This is a genomic window from Vibrio sp. 99K-1 (genome assembly GCF_013114585.1).
Taxonomy (GTDB): domain Bacteria; phylum Pseudomonadota; class Gammaproteobacteria; order Enterobacterales; family Vibrionaceae; genus Vibrio; species Vibrio chagasii_B.
The window spans coordinates 1-20,205 of sequence record NZ_VTXF01000048.1 but is presented as its reverse complement, the minus strand read 5'-3'; the positions used below and the strand labels follow the sequence as shown (position 1 = coordinate 20,205).

Genomic DNA, 20,205 nt, shown 5'->3' with positions numbered 1-20,205 from the left:
AACAAACCAGAATTTACATAGGCATATCATCATGAAAAAAGAACAGATCCCATTCCAAGTTTGGATACTGACACTCGCAGCATTTGCGATCGGCACCGCTGAGTTTGTTATCGCAGGCATTCTTCCACAAATTGCCACATCCCTTTCGATCACAGAAGGCCAAGCAGGTTATCTAATCAGTGCTTATGCGTTAGCTATCGTTATCGGCGGGCCAATCTTAACCATCTACCTTGCTCGCTTTAATAAGAAGATGGTGCTGATTGGATTAATGGCGCTATTCATTATTGGTAATGTCTTGTCAGCCCTAGCGCCTAACTACTCATTGCTGCTCGCTAGCCGTGTGATTGCAGGCTTAGTTCAAGGGCCTTTCTATGGCATCGGTGCGGTTGTTGCGACCAACCTAGTGTCGGAAAAAATGGCAGGCCGCGCGGTTGGTCAAATGTTCGCAGGCTTAACACTGGCTAACGTTCTTGGCGTTCCTGCTGGTACATGGATTAGCTTGCAGTTCGGTTGGCACACCACCTTCTTTACCGTGGCTGCACTTGGCACCATCGCAATGATTTCTATCCTGACATCTATCAAATCAAGCGGTCACAGCGAAGCGAAAGACATCAAGACTCAACTAATGGCATTTAAAAATCCAATGCTGCTTATCAGCTTGGCGATCACCGCTTTTGCTTGGTCTGGGTTTATGACGCTTTACGGCTACCTTGCGCCTATTGCCATGCACATCACGGGCTACGGTCAAGACTCAGTCACTTGGATCTTAGTGATTGTCGGTGTGGGCTTAATCATAGGTAACACATTAGGCGGCCGCTCTTCCGATAAAGATTTAGGCAAAGCTTCCATGTTTTGGGCTGTCGCGATGATCGCTTCACTGATTGTGGTGGGCCTAGTGGTAGACAACAAAATCCTATTCGTTGCAGCTGCATTTGTCTTTGGTATTGCATCATTTGCGAACGTTCCTGCCATGCAACTTCGAGTAATGAACCACGGTGGCGAAGGCCAAGAGCTAGCAGCAACAGCGAATATCTCAGCGTTTAACTTGGCGAATGCCTTCGGTGGATTCCTTGGTGGCATGGTACTCGACAGCCAGCTAGGCGCAGGCATGATTCCATTCGCAGCCGTTGTTGTTCCTGTAATTGGCTTGCTACTTATCGCCAAAGCCAACCGAGCTGATAAGCCTCAGAGCAAATCGATTTTTAGCCCAGCGGAAAGCAAGTAATCCGCTCTATAACCCGAATACAAAACTATAAACATTGAATTAAAAAGTACTGAATTAAAACAAGGTGGATACCATGAACAAATTATTCGAAACATCAGCACTCAAAGGTCTAGCACTTCAAAACCGTGTCGTTATGGCACCTATGACTCGCGCTCGTACCAGTCAACCGGGCAATGTACCAAACGACATGATGGCGACCTATTACCAACAACGTGCTAGCGCTGGGCTTATCATCACTGAAGCGACACAGATCTCTGATGACTCTCAAGGCTACTCATTCACTCCCGGCGTTTACACCGATGCACAGATTGAAGGTTGGAAGTCAGTAACCAAAGCAGCCAAAGAACAAGGCGCTGCAATATTCTGTCAGCTCTGGCATGTCGGCCGCGTGTCTCACCCTACCTTTCAAAAAGGCGAACTGCCGATAGCACCCTCAGCTTTGGCTCCAATAGAAACTCAGGTGTGGATTTCTGATGAGAATGGCAACGGCAACATGGTCGATTGCATCCAACCAAGAGAGATGACCCAAGCAGACATCGATCGAGTGGTTCAAGATTTTGCCAACTCGGCCAAGAAAGCCATCGAAGCAGGCTTTAATGGTGTCGAGATCCATGGCGGCAATGGCTACCTGATTGACCAGTTCCTAAGAACTAACTCAAACAAGCGCAACGACAACTATGGCGGTAGCCGCGAGAACCGACTTCGTTTTCTAATCGAAGTAGTGGATGCAGTGATTGATGCGATTGGCGCCGATAAGGTGGGCGTGCGCTTGGCTCCATTCATCACCTTCAAAGATATGAACTGCCCAGACATAGTGCCAACCATTTTAGATGCGTCAAAGGAACTGCAAGCTCGTAATATCGCTTATCTACACCTATCAGAAGCCGACTGGGATGATGCACCCGTGATCCCTGAAAGCTTCCGAGTAGAACTAAGGGAGCTATTCTCCAACACTATCATCGTCGCTGGCAGCTACACACCAGAACGCGCCGAAGAAGTGTTAGGCAAAGGCTACGCCGATCTCGTCGCATTTGGTCGCCCATTTGTTGCCAACCCCGATCTGGTATCACGCCTGCAAAACGGCAGTGAGTTAGCACAACTCGATGGCGCGACTCTATTCGGCGGCAATGAAAAAGGCTATATCGATTATCCGGCGTTGTAGTGAATTTTGAAGTGATAGTGATGCCTTGAGTTTTACGACAGGCAAAAGAAAGGCTCGCGTGACTAGTGCGAGCCTAATGCAGTTTAGGGGGTAAACCACAATCTGATATTAATTTGGGCTAATTATTTAACTTATGAGCCATTATGCACTTGCGCGCATTGATATTCCATTTTTAAATGATTCACTGCAATTAATCAATCGATAAAAGTTAGCGTTTGGTCAATTTAAACCACACAAATAACAGTGAATTAGTGAGCTGTGTCTACTAATCCACCAAAAAGCCCCTACATATCAGGCTTATAGACTTTTCATTTGCCAATAGCCTTCGCCATTGGTTGCAAGCTGACTATGTAAATAATCGAGCGTGTCAGCAACCGTCCCTGCAACGCCTTGTGGTGGGTTAAATAACAGTAAGCCACTGCCAATAAGGCGATCATCCCCTTTCGGGTCGCGCAGTCGCAATTCCGACTTTATCGGACTTGGCAACAAGCCATCTTTCACCGCTGTCACACAGTGGTCCAATATTAGAGAGCTTCGATCATCTGTGTATAACGGATACCAAATTAACGCAGAGACTCTCTCCGACTGCTGATAGGCCTTAACCAAAGCATCGATCACCGCGAGATATTCGGAATCCGTTTCGTAAGGTGGATCGATCACAATCAGGTGATGGCTGTCATGTTTCGCAACATCGTCAGGCAGAGCTTTAAGTCCATCACCCGCAGTAATGGTCAGCTTGCTAGAGACATCCAGGTCACGTTGCAACTTCTCAATGTTGGTTTGCAGTAAATCGGCTTCATCTTGCTGAATGTCTGAAAAATAGAAGCTATCTTGGCTGCGACCTTGTTGATAGGTAATCGCCGCCGAACCGGGATACAGCGTGATAAGTTGATTCGGATTGTAGTATTCCAACACCGACATAAAAGAAGCGAATGACTCAGGAAGGTAAGCCTTGTTTCGCCAAAGATATCCAACCCCTTCTGCAAATTCGCCCGCATGATTACTTGGCGCAGTGGTTAGGTCATAACACCCAGTACCAGAGTGAGTGTCGATAACATTGAGGCGCGAATGCTGCTGCATTAATGACTGAACCAGAGCACTTAATACAGGGTGCTTCAGTGCATCACCGTGGTCGCCTACGTGACATTGATGTCGATATTCCATTCCCTTGCCTCATTTCTACTAACGTCATATAAACATACTTCATATCATTAGTACTTGCCTGCTCAATCCGTCGTTTTTTGAAATAGGCTCTCTTTTCCTAACTGTTTGACTCTTAAATAAAATAAAGCCCTTCGTTCGGTTAAAAACGAAGGGCTAAAGTGAACTCACTTACTGAGTTGCAGCATTATCAAAATAGATAACCTAAGGGTACTCACCCTCAACTTCTACAGGTGGTTTTACTTGATAGTGACAAGGCTGTAGACCAAGTAATTTCGGAAGGGTGATACCGACCGAAATTGAAGACCATGTACCACTCGCAATGCCTACTACTAATGCGATTGCAAAGCCTTGTAGCGCCGCGCCACCAAGCAACCAAAGCGCAGATACCGTCAACAACGTCGTACCTGAAGTCACCATGGTACGAGAGAACGTTGCTTTAACTGATTCGTTAAGCAGGTTGTCGGTATCACCGTTAGGGTTGCCACGCAGCATCTCACGGACACGGTCAGCGATAATGATCGAGTCATTGAGTGAGTAACCTAGAATCGCTAATACCGCCGCTAACACCGTTAGGTTGAACTCAAACTGAGTCAAGGCGAATAAGCCGAAGATAATCGTCACGTCGTAAATGATCGCAGCCAGAGCACCTAGAGCTAAACGCCATTCAAATCGGACACTTAGGTAAAGCATGATCATTAAGAAACACACCAATACCGCTAAGCCACCTTGGTCAACCATGTCTTGACCCACTTGAGGGCCAACCACGCTGCTGTTCAGCACTTTCACTTGGTCACTCACCGATGCCAAAGCATCAACTAAATTGATCTGCGGTCCGTCTGTCAGTTGGCTGTAGCGAATGGTCCAGCGGTCTTGCTCTGCCATGCCAACCACTTGCACGTCTTGTTGGAAAGCGGCATCAAGCTGTGTTTTCAGCGCGTCTTTGGTCACTTGATCAGAAAGTTGAACCTCAGCGACCACACCACCTGTAAAATCCAAGCCCCAGTTGAACCCTTTTACGGCCACCAGCATTACTGAGCTCATGAACAACACAATAGAGATTACCGACATCACCTTACGTAGGAGAGTCATATTACTATTTGAGAAATAGCGTTCTGAAATTGTCATTTTTGTTGAAGTACTCATGCTTAAATCCTTACATCGTGGCGTTGGTCACGCCCCCAAACCAAATTGATGATCGCTCGTGAAGCAAAAATGCCCGTAAACATACTGGTTAGAAGACCTAAGCCCAGTGTCAAAGCAAAGCCTTGAATTGGTCCGTTACCAATGGTGTAAAGAGCGACAGCTACAATCATTGTGGTGAAGTTAGCATCGAAGATAGATGAGAACGCGCTATCGAAACCTCGATCGATGGAGCTAGCAAAGCTGCGTCCTTCTTTCATTTTGTCTCGAATACGTTCGAAGATAAGTACGTTAGTATCCACCGCCATACCAACGGTTAATACCAAACCAGCAATACCCGGCAGTGTTAATACCGCACCCGGTAGCAATGCGATCAGACCAAACAGCGTTACCATGTTAACGATAAGCGCACCATTCGCGACCCAACCAAGGCGGCGATACCATAGCGCCATAAACGTAAGAGTAAGACCAAGACCAAGCGCCAGTGCAGCAAAGCCGTTAGTCACGTTTTCTGCGCCCAAAGATGGACCAATGGTACGCTCTTCAATGATGGTCACAGGCGCGGTTAATGAGCCAGCGCGAAGCAGTAGAGCCAACTCTTGCGCTTCAGCCATAGTGCCAGCACCAGTAATTCTAAAACGGCTGCCCAATTGAGATTGGATGTTCGCTACGCTGATCACTTCACTGGTTTTCTCGCTGTTACCAGCTCTGTCGCGGCTGTACTCGCTGTACACAGTCGCCATTGGCTTACCGATATTATGACGAGAGAATTCAGACATTTTCTTACCACCCGCAGAGTCTAGGGTGATGTTTACTTCTGCGCTGCCCATTTCACCAATGCCACTACGTGCATCAATAATGTGTTCACCACTTAGTACTGCTTTACGAGCGACAACCACACGGTTGCCATCGGTATCTTTTAGCGTTTGAGTGTTGCGCGTTGGGTTGTCGTAAACCGAGTAGAATGCCAATGATGCCGTGGCACCAATCACGTCTTTTGCAGCTGCAGGATCTTGTACACCCGGCAATTCGATACGGATACGGCTTTCACCTTGGCGTTGAATTGAAGCTTCGGTGATACCAAGCTCTTCAATACGGCTGCGCATGATCTGCAGGTTTTGTTGAACCGTTAGGTTACGTAGCGTTCTTTGCTCTTCTTCAGACTGAGTTAACGTTAGCGATTTATCTGAACGGTCACGTTGCCATTGTGGGAATTCTTCACGAATCAGTTTTTGCGCCTTTTCAAAATCCGCGTCGGTACGGAAGTTAAATTCAACTTGGTTGTTCACCACTTTACCGCGTGCATAACGCACTTGGCTGGTGATCTCGTCGACCACAGATTGCGCTTGTGCGTGATAAACCGGTTCCATGTCCACTTCTAGCAGGAACTGCACACCACCACGTAAATCAAGGCCTAACTGAATCGGTGCGAAGCCCATGTCAGTCAGCCATTTTGGTGCTGCTGGCTCCATCGCTAGCGCAACAGTCGCGTTGTCCAATAGGCGCTCATTCAGCACCTCTTTGGCCTTCGCTTGTTGTTCTGCATCTTCCAATATCACAACTAAACGCTTGTCTTTCTGATAAGCCGATTTAGCTTGGATGCCTTCGCTCGCGAGGTATTGAGTCACCTGCGTCGCGTCGATGGTTTGCTCAGAGCGATTGTTAATTTGAACCGAAGCATCTTCGCCATACCAAGACGGTAAAGCGCTCAGAATCATAATGATAATGGTGGTGATAAGTACCACGTATTTCCACTTCGAGTAGTGGTTGATTTGTTTTCTTGGAATGCGTTTTTTCACAGTCAAGATCTCTTATTTCTTAAGCTAATATGTTGCGAACAGGTACGAAACTGACGACAACCAGACCAAACTGATTAAACGACAGCAGAGTGCATTCGCGAATTGTTTTGAGGATTGGATAGAACAACGGACACAAAGGATCGTCGATACGACCAATCAGGGGCAAACGATTAGCTAATAAGTTCTCGGAAATGTGAATATTGGATGTTGCCCTCTTTCCACCCCGACAAACGGGAAGGCGGAGAGCTAACAATACTGGTCCAGTGCTGTTTGAGGTCCAACATCGGGGTTGTCGCTAACAGCGAAGCCAGTAAAGAAGGGGGAGAGAAGTCAATCAGCAAGTGATAAGCAGGCTCAAGGTCGGGCGCGCTTTCTTGCTCATTGGTTGATATACGTCGGTAAGTCGTCGCTTGAAGGCTAGATTCAGTATCGTGATAGTTGGAGCTGTCACCTACTGACGAAGCGCCTAGCTGAGCTTTATCGCACTCTAAATAGGCCAATGGGTCATCAATTGCAGCGTTCTTACACTGTTTATTGACTGAGGATTGCTGTTGAGCAGTCTCGATTTGAAACGGCTTAGAAGGAAACGAATAGCCGTTAGAATTCACTAAGCCAAAGCTCAGTAAAAATAACATTAAGACTAATCGGGTACCCAGTTTAAGCAATCTAATATCCAAACAACATTCTCGTAGATCGCCAATCTACAACACAATTGAAAAGCTGTCTTGATTTAAAACATTTTTTTAGAAAATGGTTCAATGCAACCGATTAAGCTTCAGTGCTTCTAAAAAAAGAAAAAGCCAAGCAACTAGGCTTGGCTTTCCATTACGTATGCGTCCAACGCTGATTGTTATGACGTTTTAAAGCTATTACACAGTATCAAAGCGATTAAGCTTCAGGACGCATGATGTTCTTAACCTTACGGCTATTCTCGCCAAATAGGTGATGGAGCAGAGCATTCATGTCTTCAACCGATATTGTTTTAGCGACTCGGTCAACATCAGCCAAAGCTTCCACTCCATACCCATACAATAGATAACGAGACACAAACCACGCCTGATCGATAGAGCTTGCCTCTAGTGGCACGAAGTCAGCTTCAAACTGTTTTACTATCGAATGCAGTTCGTCTTCAGAAATACCTTGTAGGAGGTCTGAGATCACTCTATCAATCGCCATTTCAACAGTATCTACGTTCTCCGGCGCGATCATTGCTCCGATTACCCACTCATGAGTCGGTTCACCATCATTCGAAGCCGCATAAGCATAAGGTGAATAATCTAGACTCAACTCTTCACGAACATAAGAGTCTAAACGAGATGCGACTAAACGTTGCAATAAGTCTTCCATGAAGACATCTTTTGCAGTCCAGCCTCCACTTTCTATCGTCGTCGGCTCTGGAATCACTCGTAAGATATATTCCGCACTATTTACGTTGTTGATCGCGACATCAATACGTGGTTTCGCTGGTTGCTTGTACTCCACTTTGAAGTCTGGCACCGTCCCCGCTTGCAATGGAATTGAAGCTAAGTACTTACGAACTAGAGGTTTCAACTCACTTGGGTCGATATCACCAACGACCACCAACTGGTTGTGTCTTAGTTGACCAAATAATTGTTGATGAACAGCACGGACATCTTCAACAGAAACCGCTTTAACACGCTCTTTATTTACGAATAGATGGCGGCTTCCCGAGCGATAAATATTTTGATTGATCGCTTGTTCAAATTGACCAACAGGCGTACTTAGGAAGGACTCTTTATCTTGCACTAGCTCTTGCTTCACAGCTTCAAGCTGATCAGAATTCACTTTAGGAGACACCATGAAGGTATATAGCGCAGCAAACGCGTCACTCATCCCATCTTTTTCGATATTAAACTCAATGCCATGTCGCGTCGAAGAAATAAAAGAATCGACTAAAATCCCTTCACGATCAAAGTAGGCTTTCAGCTCAGATCCCGTAAAGTCACCAGCACCACTTCGAGCAATAACAGGTAATGTCACATTTGCAGCTGCGTATAAATCCGGATCCAACGCCGCTTTACCGCCAAGACTCACATACATTATTCCAACATCGTCTTTCGCGTATGAATCACGTAGGTACCACATGTCGATACCATTACTTAAAGTCCACTTTTGAATATTTGGATCGGCGTACATTTGCTCTACCAATTCAACCTCGCCGGGTACGGTAGGCGAAGCAAATGCACTGGCTGTTGCCGTTACGAATATCTGTGTACCCTGCTGACTATAAGAAGCTTTTAATCCATCTAGAGAAGCCTGAACCGCTGTGCGATCCTCATTGTCATCCATGCCGACAATCAAAAAGTAATCACTCGAAAGGACTTCTTTGATATTTTTATTAATCGCTTCAAGGCTTAAATTAGCAAGAAAGGCTTCCATGCTGGCCTGATAGTCTTTTTGAGATTGGACAATATCGCCAGACAGTGATGCGTTCACTTTATCGTTCACGTGATCCACACTGTCCCTTTTATCCCAGTCGTGCTCAATATCATCCAGTGAGTCTTGATAATAATGGAGCTCACTCGCAATTTCTCCTTCAGAAACACCGTAATCACGTAACGACGTTAAAGTAGAAACCAACGCTTTCTGAACCGCATCACGGCTGCCTGCTGGGAAGCCAACACTTGTCGATGAATAAAGCAGAGCACCCAACCTGATGTTATCTGACGTTATCCATTGCGTCGGTAGCGCTGCATCATTAAAGTCTGCCTCTAAACGCTGTTGAATAAGAATCTGAGTGGTTTCATCCAACCAACGCTGATGTTGTTGAGCGTGGGTTTCAACAGTGTTTAAACCTCGGTTAAACGTCAAAGAAATACTCGGAGCTTCTCTGCCAGCATATTCAATGTAGTCACCTTCATTGAACGAAGTCGTATTCTGCTTTTGTGGCTTTGACGTTTTACCGCGCTCCCAGCTCGAAAATTTCTCTTCAATCATTGGGATCACTGTTTTAAGGTCCACATCACCAGAAACCACTAGCTCAACGATTTGAGGTTGATACCAAGTTTGGTAAAAGTCGGTAAGCCCTTCCGACGTGGCAGCCACAACCGAAGCTTTAGTTCCTAGCGCATCTTGCGATTCATAAGGGCTGCCTTCGAATAGGTAATCAACATATTTCTCGGGGAACGACTTATCATCGAGACGAGCCATACGAAACTCACCAAGAATCACTCCCTTTTCTTTTTCAACTTCCGAACTAGAGAGATCGAGGCCATCGCCAACGTCACGCATCCAAGTCAAGGCTTGCTCTAATTGGAGGTTATCTGGCAAATCTAATTCATACACCGTCTCTTCATAAGAGGTATAAGCATTTAAGTCCGCACCGAAACTAGAACCCGCATCTTCAAATAGACGAATAACATCGTTTTGAGAGAAGTTCTTGCTGCCATTGAATGCCATGTGCTCGACAAAGTGAGCATAGCCTTCTTGTTGAGGTGTTTCTTGAATGGAGCCCGCGTGCACAACTAAACGCACAGATACCGATGCTTCATGATCAGGATAAACATGGTAGGTAAAACCATTGTCCAGTTGAGCAGATGTCCAGGCAGGATCTGGTTGAATTAAAGTTTCATTGGTTTTTGATGTAGAACTGCAACCAACCAGGGCAAAGCATATTGCCGTCACTAAATAATATGTCTTCATAACAACCTCTTAATGTCATTCACTGACAATATACAGATTGAGCTAACGATTATTATTTAATATTGAACCGAGTGAGTATCTTTGTGATTTTGATCTACATTTTATAAATCACCATGCGATTTGCGAGATCGTTACATACTTTTAAACCACTTCTCTACATGCCTTTAAACAGAGCTTGTGAGGCACGGCTGATTGGCAGCTTCTCACCAGATACATACGCCGACATCTGGCCGGATAGTCCTTTTTTGACCTTATCAATGGCCGACACTTTCACCACCACTGAACGATGGATCTGCCAAAACTCATCCGGATTAAGTTGAGCGAGTAACTCTTTTAGAGATACACGAAGAATAAACTCCTCTAATAGCCCGCCGTGCCCTTTCTTGAATATCGATACGTACTTATCTTCTGCTTTGAAATACGCCACATCATCAACAGCGATCAAGTGAATGTCTTCCCTAACACTGGCTTTGAGCCACGTGAGATACTTTTTCTGCGACAGATAAGGAGGCTGCGTTTGCTGTGACGCCGATTGTGACAGTTGCTGAAGTTGACTCATGAGTGCTGCGATGTCGGGTTGTTCTGGCATGTGACCGGACTGTGTTTGATTACTTGATAAGCGCGCTTGAATCTTCTGACAGGTAGCAAGCAGTCGCTCTTCATTGATTGGCTTGAGTAGGTAATCTATCGCATTGTGCTCAAAAGCTTTAACCGCATACTCGTCGTAAGCCGTTATGAAGACCACTAGCGGTGGTGATGTAAGTTTGTTCAGTTGTTTGGCTAGCGAAATACCATCAAGCTCTGGCATGCGAATATCAAGAAAGGCGACATCAGGTTGTAGCTGCTGAATACTCTGCATAGCCTCTGTCCCATTTTTGGCCTTGCTGATAATCTCTAGCTCAGGCCAAACCTCAGCAAGACTCTTATCCAAGTGATGTCTTAACAGTGCTTCATCGTCTGCAATAATTGCCGTCACGCTGGGCTTTAGTCCTGAGTTGATCATTATTCTTCCTTTAAATTCACACTGTAAATCGTCTGTTTTCTTAACAGTACTTAGAGTTTCAGATCTGCATTCTCGGAGCTAGTTTCGCTGATGAGCGGCAACAAGATAGTCGACACCACGCCACCAGTCGCTTGCTCTGTGATCGTCAGGCTCGCCTTATCTCCGTATAGGGTAGCAATACGCTGACGAATATTACTCAATCCAACACCATGGCCAGTAGCAATAGACGGTGCTGTTAGCCCCACGCCACTGTCTGATACTTCAATTTTCATCTGATCATCTTGTTGAACAATTCGGATATTGACTTCACCACCAGCAGCCTTGGGCTCGATGCCGTGTGTTAATGCATTCTCAACCAAAGGTTGAATCAAGAAAGGTGGAATCACTTGCTGAACGCTGATGTCATTGGTTTCAATCGAGAACGTTAAGCGCTCACCCAAACGTATCTTCTGGATATTGAGATACGCGTCTAGCAAATCGACCTCTTGAGCTATGTTCGATTGCTCAGTACGACTGTTCTTGAGGGTCACACGTAACAAGTCAGTCAGTTTTTCAAGCATCAACTTAGCTTTGGCGCTGTCACTCTCAATCAATACATTGATGGTCGCAAGAGTGTTGAACAAAAAGTGCGGCTCAATTTGGCTTTGCAGCTGCTTTAACTGGCTAAGTACGACCACCTTTTCTTGATCAGCTTGGCGACGCTTAGCCACCTCTAATTCATTATCGGCACGTAGCTGCTGCTCTCTTGTGTAGAAATAGTAATAACAAACGGAACAGAAGATCACACCAAGCAGCATCACAGACTTAAGATCGGAAAGGTTAGAGCCGAAAAAGCCGTTCAACCAATAGTGTGCATTCAAGGTACCAATGGTCATTGCAATCACCATTGATACCCCTACATCAAATGCCTTTGATTTCCTTTTGAATAGTTCAACCAACACAAACGAAGAGCCAACTGCGCTGTAGCCAAAGCCGAAGCTGATGGCCAAGTTGAGCGTAAACCCGCCTCCCCAAATCGTATTGGTTGTAATTGCAATAAGAACGCAAAATAGCGTAGTGAACGCGAAGCTTTTAATCCATGAAAAGCGACTGTTTGAAGAAGTGTCCATTAAAATCGTCCTTTGATATTTAAAAGAATCATATGACTATCCGGTAAGTTGGCGTAAGCAGAATCACTTTTACCGCCTAGAAAGCGTGCAGCAAGTTCCAATTCCAACGATGAATCACCATTATCGAAAGCCTGATAATTAAGCCACTGCGTAGCAATAAAGCCACCGTCCTGTGGAGACAGCATGACATCAAATGTAGGCGTAATATCTTCAAGCCAGCCATGTGCCGAGTCCAAAGACCAGTGAAACATGAGATTGTGTTGAACCAAATTAGCGTGTTGATAACCTTGAGCATAAGAGCCCGCCAACGATGTTGTCATGGGATTAAGAGATAAAGATTCCGCATTCACTAAAGCACTTTGCCACTCAGAATCACTCCAAGCGTGGCTATCAAACCAGTATTCCAGTACCACATTGTGGCCCGTCTCGTTGGCCCATGTCAGTCCGACTAAGGCTTGGTAAGCCTCGCCCTGCTCTTGTAGATAAACCGGTTCAAGCAGTGAGTTGGGCTGGCTGTAACCCAAACTTTGTCGCTGATAAACCAACGAACCGTGAAACTCCCACGCGAGGTTTAATACCGACACCAAGCTTGCTCCAAACAAACCGTGGCGTACATCGTCGTAATAAGCGACCCATTGATATTCGTGATCGCCTACTAAATTGTAACGACGTAAGCCAACCCCTTGTTGCTGATTCTGCTTTTCGAATTGATTCACATCTTGGGAAGTCCATGATGAATCGCTGTAAAGCAGTGTCCATTCGCCCGTCATATCGAACAATGACGCTGAAGCCACACCTGCGCCCTCTTCTGCGACAATGCCCACTGGATTTTGTCGGTAAGGTTTGATGATGTCTAAAGGTCGGTAGCCATAACCAACGCCCCAATCTAAGCGAACCTTGCCGAGCGTGACATCGAGGTAGTGATCACCGAACGCTGAATTAGACAGTTCAACACCACCTTGCCAAAACAACTCGCGTACAATGAATTCCGATTCAAAGCTCGCGTCTTGGTCTTGAGGAGCATTAGTCAAAATGTCATTGGCTTTCACTGCAAAAAGGCCCAGCCAATTGCCATATCCAACTTCAAGATCCAGCAAGCCATTGAGTGACTGACGGTTGTCAGATTCGAAAGGGCTAAATGGCGATTCTCGCGATTCAACAGCTTCAGCACTCAGTTGCCAGTCCCACGCTAGGCTCAGATCGTCCGCTTGAGTCGTATTACTCATACAAGGCAGCACAAGGAAAGTAACGATTAAAGGCTTGATGTGGAATCGACGACTAGAAGCTTTCATGGCACCCACCTAAAGCCCAGACACACTATTACGTGATAAGTAAGCAGGGTTGTAGTATTTGTCCGCTAAAGCTTGTTCGCTTACCTCGCGGTACTCAATCACGGTTTTCTTACTTGGTTGAATCTTATCGAGCAAAGTCATCGAAACTACACTTGGCAAGCCATCTCGCACGCCTTCAGTAAACCAAGCTTGCTTGGCTAACTTACCTGAACGCAGATACAGATCCGCTTTAACAGGAAACGCTCGGTCTGCCGTTAACCACAAATCAATTGATTGATAGCTGGCACCCTTGGTTTTCGCCGTTAGCTTTAGATGATAAGTATCGAGTGTCTCGCCAGTCGACCTCTCAACCTGTTGCTCGGCAACCCACTTACCTTGGTAATCTTCGCTCCAAGTGAGCGTCGAAATGTCCCCTACCGAAGCTTCGCCAAGCAATTTTTGCATCGGGGTGATACGAATTGGACGGCGAGATTTCGGCATCAGTAACCAATAGTTGTCCTCTATCATCAGCATCTTTTGACCCGCCTCGACCGCCGACTTGAACACAACCAGCGACTCTCGGTTTGGTCTTGTGTAGACGTTGTATTCGCGGGTTTTGTCTAGTTGCTCGTCTTGATATAGCGTGACCAGAGACACCACTTTCGACGCCTGTTCGCTGTTCAAACGGTAGCTGTCTGCCTTAGCAATCATCTCGGTAACTTGCTGTGAATCGATAGCCCAGCTTGGTGCTGATACTAGAGCCAAGGCCAACGCAGAACCTAAAACAGTGAGTGAACGAGTAAATTTATACATAAACCAGCGCCTCCGTGATTGGCTTATTTACGCCTTTGCGAGCAGAGAAATAAGCAGCCAGCAAACAGATCGTCAGCACACCCAAAGTAGCGTAACCAACCAATTCCAATGAGAAATAAATATTGAGTGGGTAACCTTCGGTTCGCCCCGGAGGTGGTGGCATTTGCACATCAATCACCAGCAATAACACCGACACTAAACCACTCACTAATGCGCCTATCGCACTGCCAATCACCGCCAGTAAGCCCGCCTCTTTTAGAAAACCCGCCACGATTTCAGATGGGTAACTGCCGAGTGCCGATAAGGTGCCGATTTCACGAGTACGTTCCGTCACCGACATGGTCATGGTGTTGAACAGCGACACAAACACGACCAATGCCATCACTGCCCCCATGATGCCGAAGATACGATCGTAAAGGTCTTTAACCTTGGTGTAGAAAAAGGCGCGATCTTGCCATGGGGTGATCTCAATCTCTGAGCCTTGTTGATCAACTTGCTTATCCAAAGCCAATTGGATGCGTTGTTGAACCGTCGAAGTCTTATTGGTTTCAAAAAGAAATACCGACAAGGTGCTGACTTTATCTGACGCTAAAAGCTCTTGTGCGGTGGTGATGTGTACGTACAACTGACGTTTGTCCAACTCAGGCACACCAGTCGAATAGATACCCTGCACCTTAAAATCAAAGGCATTCAATGCACCATCACTGGTGGTAGCAAGCAGTGTGACCCAATCACCAACGGCCACTTTGAGATTGCGAGCAAGGTCAGTTCCGAGCATCACTTGTGGCTCTTGGCTGTCGTATCTTGGTGATTTCACATCAGATAGGGTTTGACCGCTGCGCACATCAAGGAAAGGTCCTTTCATGTCAAACTCGCGCTCATTAACACCTGTTCCCATAAAGATGGTCGACTTGCTTCCGTTAGACACCAAACCACTAAAGTAAACTCGTGGCTGCACACCACGTACGTCGCTATCGCCAATAATGCTCTTAGTGAGCGCTTTAACATTATCTAAACCATTACTCAGCGGCATATCTTCGTCTTGTTCAAAGTAACCTGGCGTGCTCAATGTAAGGTGACCAGTATCTCGCGCGGTTGATTCTCTCAAAGATTCGTAGGTGTAAAGTCCATAACCGCCCGCGCTAGTCAACGCAAACACGGCAATCGCGATGATCAACACCGAAAGCAGACTACGTCGGCCATTTCTCAATAGATTGAGCCACGCCAAACGCACCGAAGTTGGAATTAAAACGGATCTAAAGCCTTGCGTTAACTTGCCCATGAGATCGCCTCCATTGCTTCGACTTGTGATGACAGTTGTCCATCGATAAGTTCAATCACTCGGTCACAGCGCTGCGCCATCCTTGGGTCGTGCGTTGCGACGATAAATGTGGTACCCATCTCATGACCGAGCTCTTTCATAATGTCGATCACCAAGTTGGCTGTGTAGCTGTCTAAGCTGGCAGTCGGCTCATCGGCAATCACTAGGCTTGGGCTGTGGACCAATGCTCTGGCTATCGCGACACGTTGCTGCTGACCGCCTGAAAGGTTATCTGGGCGGTGATGGATGTACTCCCCTAGCCCAACACGCTCTAATATATCTTGGGCTCTGGTCTGCTGTTCTTGCTTCGTGCATTGGTTCAACATCAACGGGTAAGAGACGTTCTCAAGCGCAGTCATCACAGGAACCAGGTTGAAGCGCTGAAACACAAAACCCAACGACTGGCGGCGAAAACGCGCAGCAGCAATCTGCTCTGTTGGATACGCTTTGCCAGCAATATTTATCTCACCTCGATAGTCCATATCCAACAAACCAAGAATATTCAAAAGTGTACTTTTCCCCGATCCCGACGGGCCGCACAGTGCCACCATTTCACCACGTCTGATCTGCCCATCAACTCCCTTGAGTGCGTCTACACTTTGTCCACCCGTGAGATATGACTTGCCGATTTTTTTAAATTCAATCATCCCGTTTTCCTCTGATTACTAACCAACTATTCAGCTTCCATGCCCTTTATTTCGCTTTCGCAACTATTACTTGGCTTTCACTATTAGGGCCTTCGCAGTTATCGTTTCGATGTTGTCGGCATCAGCCATTTCCATGTGTTTTAACCAAGTTTGTGCTTGCGTTAAGTCTTCAGCACGAATCGAAGCGGTAATTGCGTAGCGATAAATCCATGAGGTTGCTGAGAAGTGCTGTTGTTGAAATTCATCTTCCGAGAGTAGCGAGAGAAACAGGTCGTAACCGCGATCAAAGTGGTTAAACATGTCAGGTAGAGAGGTGTAAGTCACCGCGGCCATGGCGCGAGTCAGGTAAGAATCTGGTAGCCCTTGAACACGAGGTTGCACATGAATGGGTTGGTCTTCGTCTTTAAGCTGCCCCAATGATTTATCTATGGTCGATAAGCCCTTTTCGACATACTTCATCTTATTCCAAGGTAAGAACGCATCACGCCCCATTAAGGTTTCTGTGCTGCCTAGATAAACCAAAGTCAGTGGTGTCGCGCCGTCTTGTTGCAGCGTGTCATTGAGGCGCTCATAAGCCACCTCGACCAGCTCTTCATTGCCTTGCGCGGCTTGGTTGTAAATATCCAGCACATCTGAACTTGGATTAGCTAGCGCCAGCGTAGGAGCGATTGAAGCTAACCCAATTAAAAGTGAACGACGAAACAGAGCAGTAAATGAGTTTGAAGTGTTTGAAGCAGTCATGATGTGTAATCCCTTTCAAATGTTGACGTTGAAAGGTTAACCACAAACTGTCACGCCGTTTTATCAATGCGACGAATGGTAATAATGAGGAGTGAATGGTTGAGTGAAGGCGTGAGTGGGGAAGTTAGAGGTAGGAGTAATTACCCTTTTCTGCAAAGAAAGATTCAAGTTTAGTCACCATCATGCTGCACTGTTTGTTAACTGGCCATTTCAATTAACCCAAATAATTTAGCCCTTTATAAAGCTAGTTAGAACAATTTAAGAGACTTTAGTACATACTTTAACCAGCCAAATGATAACCCACAAGAATGATAGATAACCTCGACTTATTTATTGTGGTATTAGCTTGATTTCATAACCAATACTGATGTAGGGTACGAACCGAAAATGAGTCATTATAAGTTATTGATTTAAATAAACAAAAAACCGGAAGGTTATTTAATCAATGCTTTAATAGCGACAATTCATGTACGTCGGTCGTTCTGACCAATGGCTAGTTTTATAACAATTCAATGAGAACAAAATGAATTTAATTAACAAATCAGTTATCGCAGCTATCACCAGTGCATTAGTAATGACATCAACTCAGTCAATGGCTAGCAGCGGCTGTTACTTTGGAGAAACCGATGGCTCTCAGTGGTTAGAAAGTGTCATCGAGCCAAATAAACCACTCCTTATTAACTACAACACCAGTGCATGGAATGAAATCGAAAAGTTTGATTTTGACTTCGGCTACGACAAGATTGAAAATCCACGAGGCTTTTCAGTTGAGGTTCTGTTGGCTAACCACACTACAGAAGCAATGTCGATTTCAGGTATCCTTGAGGGAGAGAGTGGAGCAAGCGGCGGTTCGAATAACGCTGGTAGAATTGAACTTCACATGAATCTAAACAGTGACCGTTATTTTTCACGTTTAGTTGACGGAAAGCTGAATCTTGGCTTAGGTCGCACAGGTTCAAATGAAACCATCGAAGTAATCAAAGTAACAGCAAGATTCTGCGGTTTACCTGTTCAAGAAGGTGTCGCTGTTAGCGCGTCTGATCACAATATTCTTGTAGGCAACGCTCAGCCTCTATCACATTTTATTGATGCGGATACGACGTATCGAGTTTCGGCGACGGGAAGCGCAACCGATGAAAACGGAAATGCTATCACCGCAGTATCGATCAACTACATTGATTCTCGAAATTCTGAAAATTCGACGCTTCAAGTGAATACAGGTGAAGAGTTCTACCTTCATTCAAATGGTAAGGTATCTCTGTATTACGCAACAGAATCAAGTCAAAACACCGGTGGCCACACTGTCAAATTTGAGCGTGTTAACCTAGATTAGTCTCTAGCTAAAACCTGATTAAGAGCACTATGTGTACCGAACGACTCGGGTATACATAACCATCGATAGGCTTGTCTGGATTTATACAAGCCATACAAAAATAGCCGCTAATCAGCGGCTATTTTTCGTTATCCAAGTGACACTCTAACTAAGCACTCGTTAGCCTTAATAAAGTAATGACAATGCTTTTTCGAGCGCAACATCTCGGCCTTGCTGACGATCTTCTAACACAAAGTTTCTAACCACGTGATCTGGCTGTACCCCTGTGACTTCATGGTTTTCAAGGTCGCGATTCTTATAATATAAATTACTTAATGAATACTCCCAGCCATTAGGCAGCATTCTGCCAAACGCATCTGAGGTGGCGCCTGATGTCGATTCACCAACGATGGTCACGTGAGGGAGCGTCTTCATCGCCGATGCGAATGTCTCTGCTGCACTAACCGTTCCAAAAGAGCTCAAAAGTACAATCGGTTTTGTATATGAAATACCATCGCTCGGAGTCATCGTGACATCGACATCATGACTGAATTCACCTTTGAAGTAAGAGCTAACATGCCAAGCTAACTGCTGCTCTTCAATCAAATGCTGCAATAACCATAGACCTTGCATATCAAGCCCACCCTCATTTTCACGGATATCGATAATCAACGACTGGGTATCATTAAGCTGCGTTAAAATTTTAGTCACTAATTCTTCAAACTGACGATGAGCTTTATCTGTGTTTCGTTTAGGAGTCTCTGTTATTAAACCTTCATCGATATAGCTCATGAAGTCGCCAATTCTTAAGTATCCAGTCGGTATGCCCTTATTATCAATGATGCCCCAGTTAAGACGATGTTCCTTGCTCTCACGAGAAGCTCGTTTTTTAAAACCTTCCTGTTCATGTTCAAACAAATACTTCATGATATTGAGCGTAATTTTATCCTTCTGACTGGTTATGTAGCTTTCTTTTTCTGATTCAGGAATATTTAACTGGTCAGCTTCCAACTCCAATTGTTGTTCCAAGGTGGCTTTATTGCTATACCATATCTGCAACTCTTTTGAAGGGATAGAAATAGAACTATGATCATCCTTTAAGTGACGCAGTATTTCATCGAATACATTAATTAACTGTTCGTCGTCTGCACCGTATAAGTCATCATAATATTTATCATAAACCTCATCCCAGTCAATGTTACGTTCATCAAAAAAGGCATAGTGGTTGTTCATATCTTGCCAATATATATCGAACATCGATTGAGCATCAAAATCAAAGTAACCATCGCGAACCATAGAGTGGCCAAGACCTTCAGTACATACATCATTGATATTGCTAACTAAAGTATAAGTAAAAGGTCTAGGTCGAAGAATATTAAGAATCAATTGATTATCTTGACGAATGGAATGCTGTTTTATCGCTTCATAACTCAACTCTGTGCCATAACTCAGAGAGTTAGACACTTCATAACAAGTGCTATTAACCACTTGTATTGTTCTTGTAGTCTCATTTTCGATAACTTTAATTTCGCCGTCTCGTTGGCTAAACCAAACCCCATTAATATCATGGGTCTGGTCTTTTTTAACTTGTTCGCTATGACATGCGAATGAGCCTTGAATTAAAGCAAGTGTCATCACATATTTAAGAGGTTTCATTTTATTACTCCACTATACTGAAGTTAAAAATGATAAATTAATTTAATGATAATCAGTGTAGGTATATGTATATTTTATGTAACTAAGCCTATTACATCATTAATTAGAATGAAATAAATTAACATTATCAAATTTAAAGAAACCTAATTTAAATCTGACTAATTTAGAGGGTTTAGAAT

Annotated in this window: 16 protein-coding genes; 3 read left to right on the top strand and 13 right to left on the bottom strand. The window is 45.0% G+C overall.

The genetic code is table 11. From position 1 onward, the window contains the following. Nucleotides 1-31 precede the first annotated feature (31 nt). Nucleotides 32-1,225 carry an MFS transporter gene (locus F0228_RS24725; RefSeq protein WP_105058653.1) on the top strand — a complete coding sequence of 398 codons (1,194 nt, stop codon included), beginning with the start codon at nucleotides 32-34 and terminating at the stop codon, nucleotides 1,223-1,225. 73 nt (nucleotides 1,226-1,298) lie between these two features. Next, nucleotides 1,299-2,387, top strand: coding sequence for an alkene reductase (locus F0228_RS24720; protein WP_171730321.1), 1,089 nt, complete (start codon nucleotides 1,299-1,301; stop codon nucleotides 2,385-2,387). A gap of 297 nt (nucleotides 2,388-2,684) precedes the next feature. On the opposite strand, the gene rlmJ is transcribed toward F0228_RS24720, so the two are convergent. From rlmJ to F0228_RS24660, 12 genes are all read right to left on the bottom strand, one after another. Continuing rightward, a complete protein-coding gene (gene rlmJ, locus F0228_RS24715; RefSeq protein ID WP_171730320.1) occupies nucleotides 2,685-3,551 on the bottom strand; it encodes a 23S rRNA (adenine(2030)-N(6))-methyltransferase RlmJ in 867 nt (288 codons plus the stop codon). 201 nt (nucleotides 3,552-3,752) lie between these two features. Next, nucleotides 3,753-4,694 carry a protein translocase subunit SecF gene (gene secF, locus F0228_RS24710; RefSeq protein ID WP_171730319.1) on the bottom strand — a complete coding sequence of 314 codons (942 nt, stop codon included), beginning with the start codon at nucleotides 4,692-4,694 and terminating at the stop codon, nucleotides 3,753-3,755. Between the two features lie 2 nt (nucleotides 4,695-4,696). Further along, nucleotides 4,697-6,496 (bottom strand): protein translocase subunit SecD, encoded by a 1,800-nt coding sequence (gene secD / locus F0228_RS24705; protein WP_081090379.1) that lies wholly within the window; start codon nucleotides 6,494-6,496, stop codon nucleotides 4,697-4,699. 164 nt (nucleotides 6,497-6,660) lie between these two features. Further along, entirely contained in the window at nucleotides 6,661-7,125 is a 465-nt protein-coding gene (locus F0228_RS24700) for a hypothetical protein (protein ID WP_171730318.1), read from the bottom strand. A gap of 253 nt (nucleotides 7,126-7,378) precedes the next feature. Next, nucleotides 7,379-10,153, bottom strand: coding sequence for a M16 family metallopeptidase (locus tag F0228_RS24695; RefSeq protein ID WP_171730317.1), 2,775 nt, complete (start codon nucleotides 10,151-10,153; stop codon nucleotides 7,379-7,381). A gap of 154 nt (nucleotides 10,154-10,307) precedes the next feature. Further along, the gene (locus tag F0228_RS24690; protein ID WP_116871097.1) at nucleotides 10,308-11,156 is read right to left on the bottom strand and encodes a response regulator transcription factor; all 849 of its coding nucleotides are present in this window, start codon (nucleotides 11,154-11,156) and stop codon (nucleotides 10,308-10,310) included. Nucleotides 11,157-11,206: 50 nt separating this feature from the next. Beyond that, on the bottom strand, nucleotides 11,207-12,265 hold the full coding sequence (locus F0228_RS24685) for a histidine kinase (protein WP_116871098.1): 1,059 nt from the start codon (nucleotides 12,263-12,265) through the stop codon (nucleotides 11,207-11,209). Continuing rightward, nucleotides 12,265-13,557 carry a hypothetical protein gene (locus F0228_RS24680; protein WP_171730316.1) on the bottom strand — a complete coding sequence of 431 codons (1,293 nt, stop codon included), beginning with the start codon at nucleotides 13,555-13,557 and terminating at the stop codon, nucleotides 12,265-12,267. The genes F0228_RS24685 and F0228_RS24680 overlap by 1 nt, the downstream gene beginning before the upstream one ends. Nucleotides 13,558-13,566: 9 nt before the next feature. Next, the gene (locus F0228_RS24675) at nucleotides 13,567-14,349 is read right to left on the bottom strand and encodes an outer membrane lipoprotein-sorting protein (RefSeq protein ID WP_171730315.1); all 783 of its coding nucleotides are present in this window, start codon (nucleotides 14,347-14,349) and stop codon (nucleotides 13,567-13,569) included. Next, nucleotides 14,342-15,631 carry an ABC transporter permease gene (locus tag F0228_RS24670; protein ID WP_171730314.1) on the bottom strand — a complete coding sequence of 430 codons (1,290 nt, stop codon included), beginning with the start codon at nucleotides 15,629-15,631 and terminating at the stop codon, nucleotides 14,342-14,344. Before F0228_RS24670 ends, F0228_RS24675 begins: the two co-directional genes overlap by 8 nt. Continuing rightward, the gene (locus tag F0228_RS24665; protein WP_171730313.1) at nucleotides 15,619-16,317 is read right to left on the bottom strand and encodes an ABC transporter ATP-binding protein; all 699 of its coding nucleotides are present in this window, start codon (nucleotides 16,315-16,317) and stop codon (nucleotides 15,619-15,621) included. The genes F0228_RS24670 and F0228_RS24665 overlap by 13 nt, the downstream gene beginning before the upstream one ends. Before the next feature lie 66 nt (nucleotides 16,318-16,383). Continuing rightward, nucleotides 16,384-17,058, bottom strand: coding sequence for a hypothetical protein (locus F0228_RS24660; RefSeq protein WP_171730312.1), 675 nt, complete (start codon nucleotides 17,056-17,058; stop codon nucleotides 16,384-16,386). A gap of 523 nt (nucleotides 17,059-17,581) precedes the next feature. Here F0228_RS24660 and F0228_RS24655 point away from each other — a divergent pair. After that, on the top strand, nucleotides 17,582-18,391 hold the full coding sequence (locus F0228_RS24655) for a hypothetical protein (RefSeq protein ID WP_171730311.1): 810 nt from the start codon (nucleotides 17,582-17,584) through the stop codon (nucleotides 18,389-18,391). 165 nt (nucleotides 18,392-18,556) lie between these two features. On the opposite strand, the gene F0228_RS24650 is transcribed toward F0228_RS24655, so the two are convergent. Continuing rightward, nucleotides 18,557-20,026 (bottom strand): S41 family peptidase, encoded by a 1,470-nt coding sequence (locus tag F0228_RS24650; protein WP_116871104.1) that lies wholly within the window; start codon nucleotides 20,024-20,026, stop codon nucleotides 18,557-18,559. Between the last annotated feature and the right edge of the window lie 179 nt (nucleotides 20,027-20,205).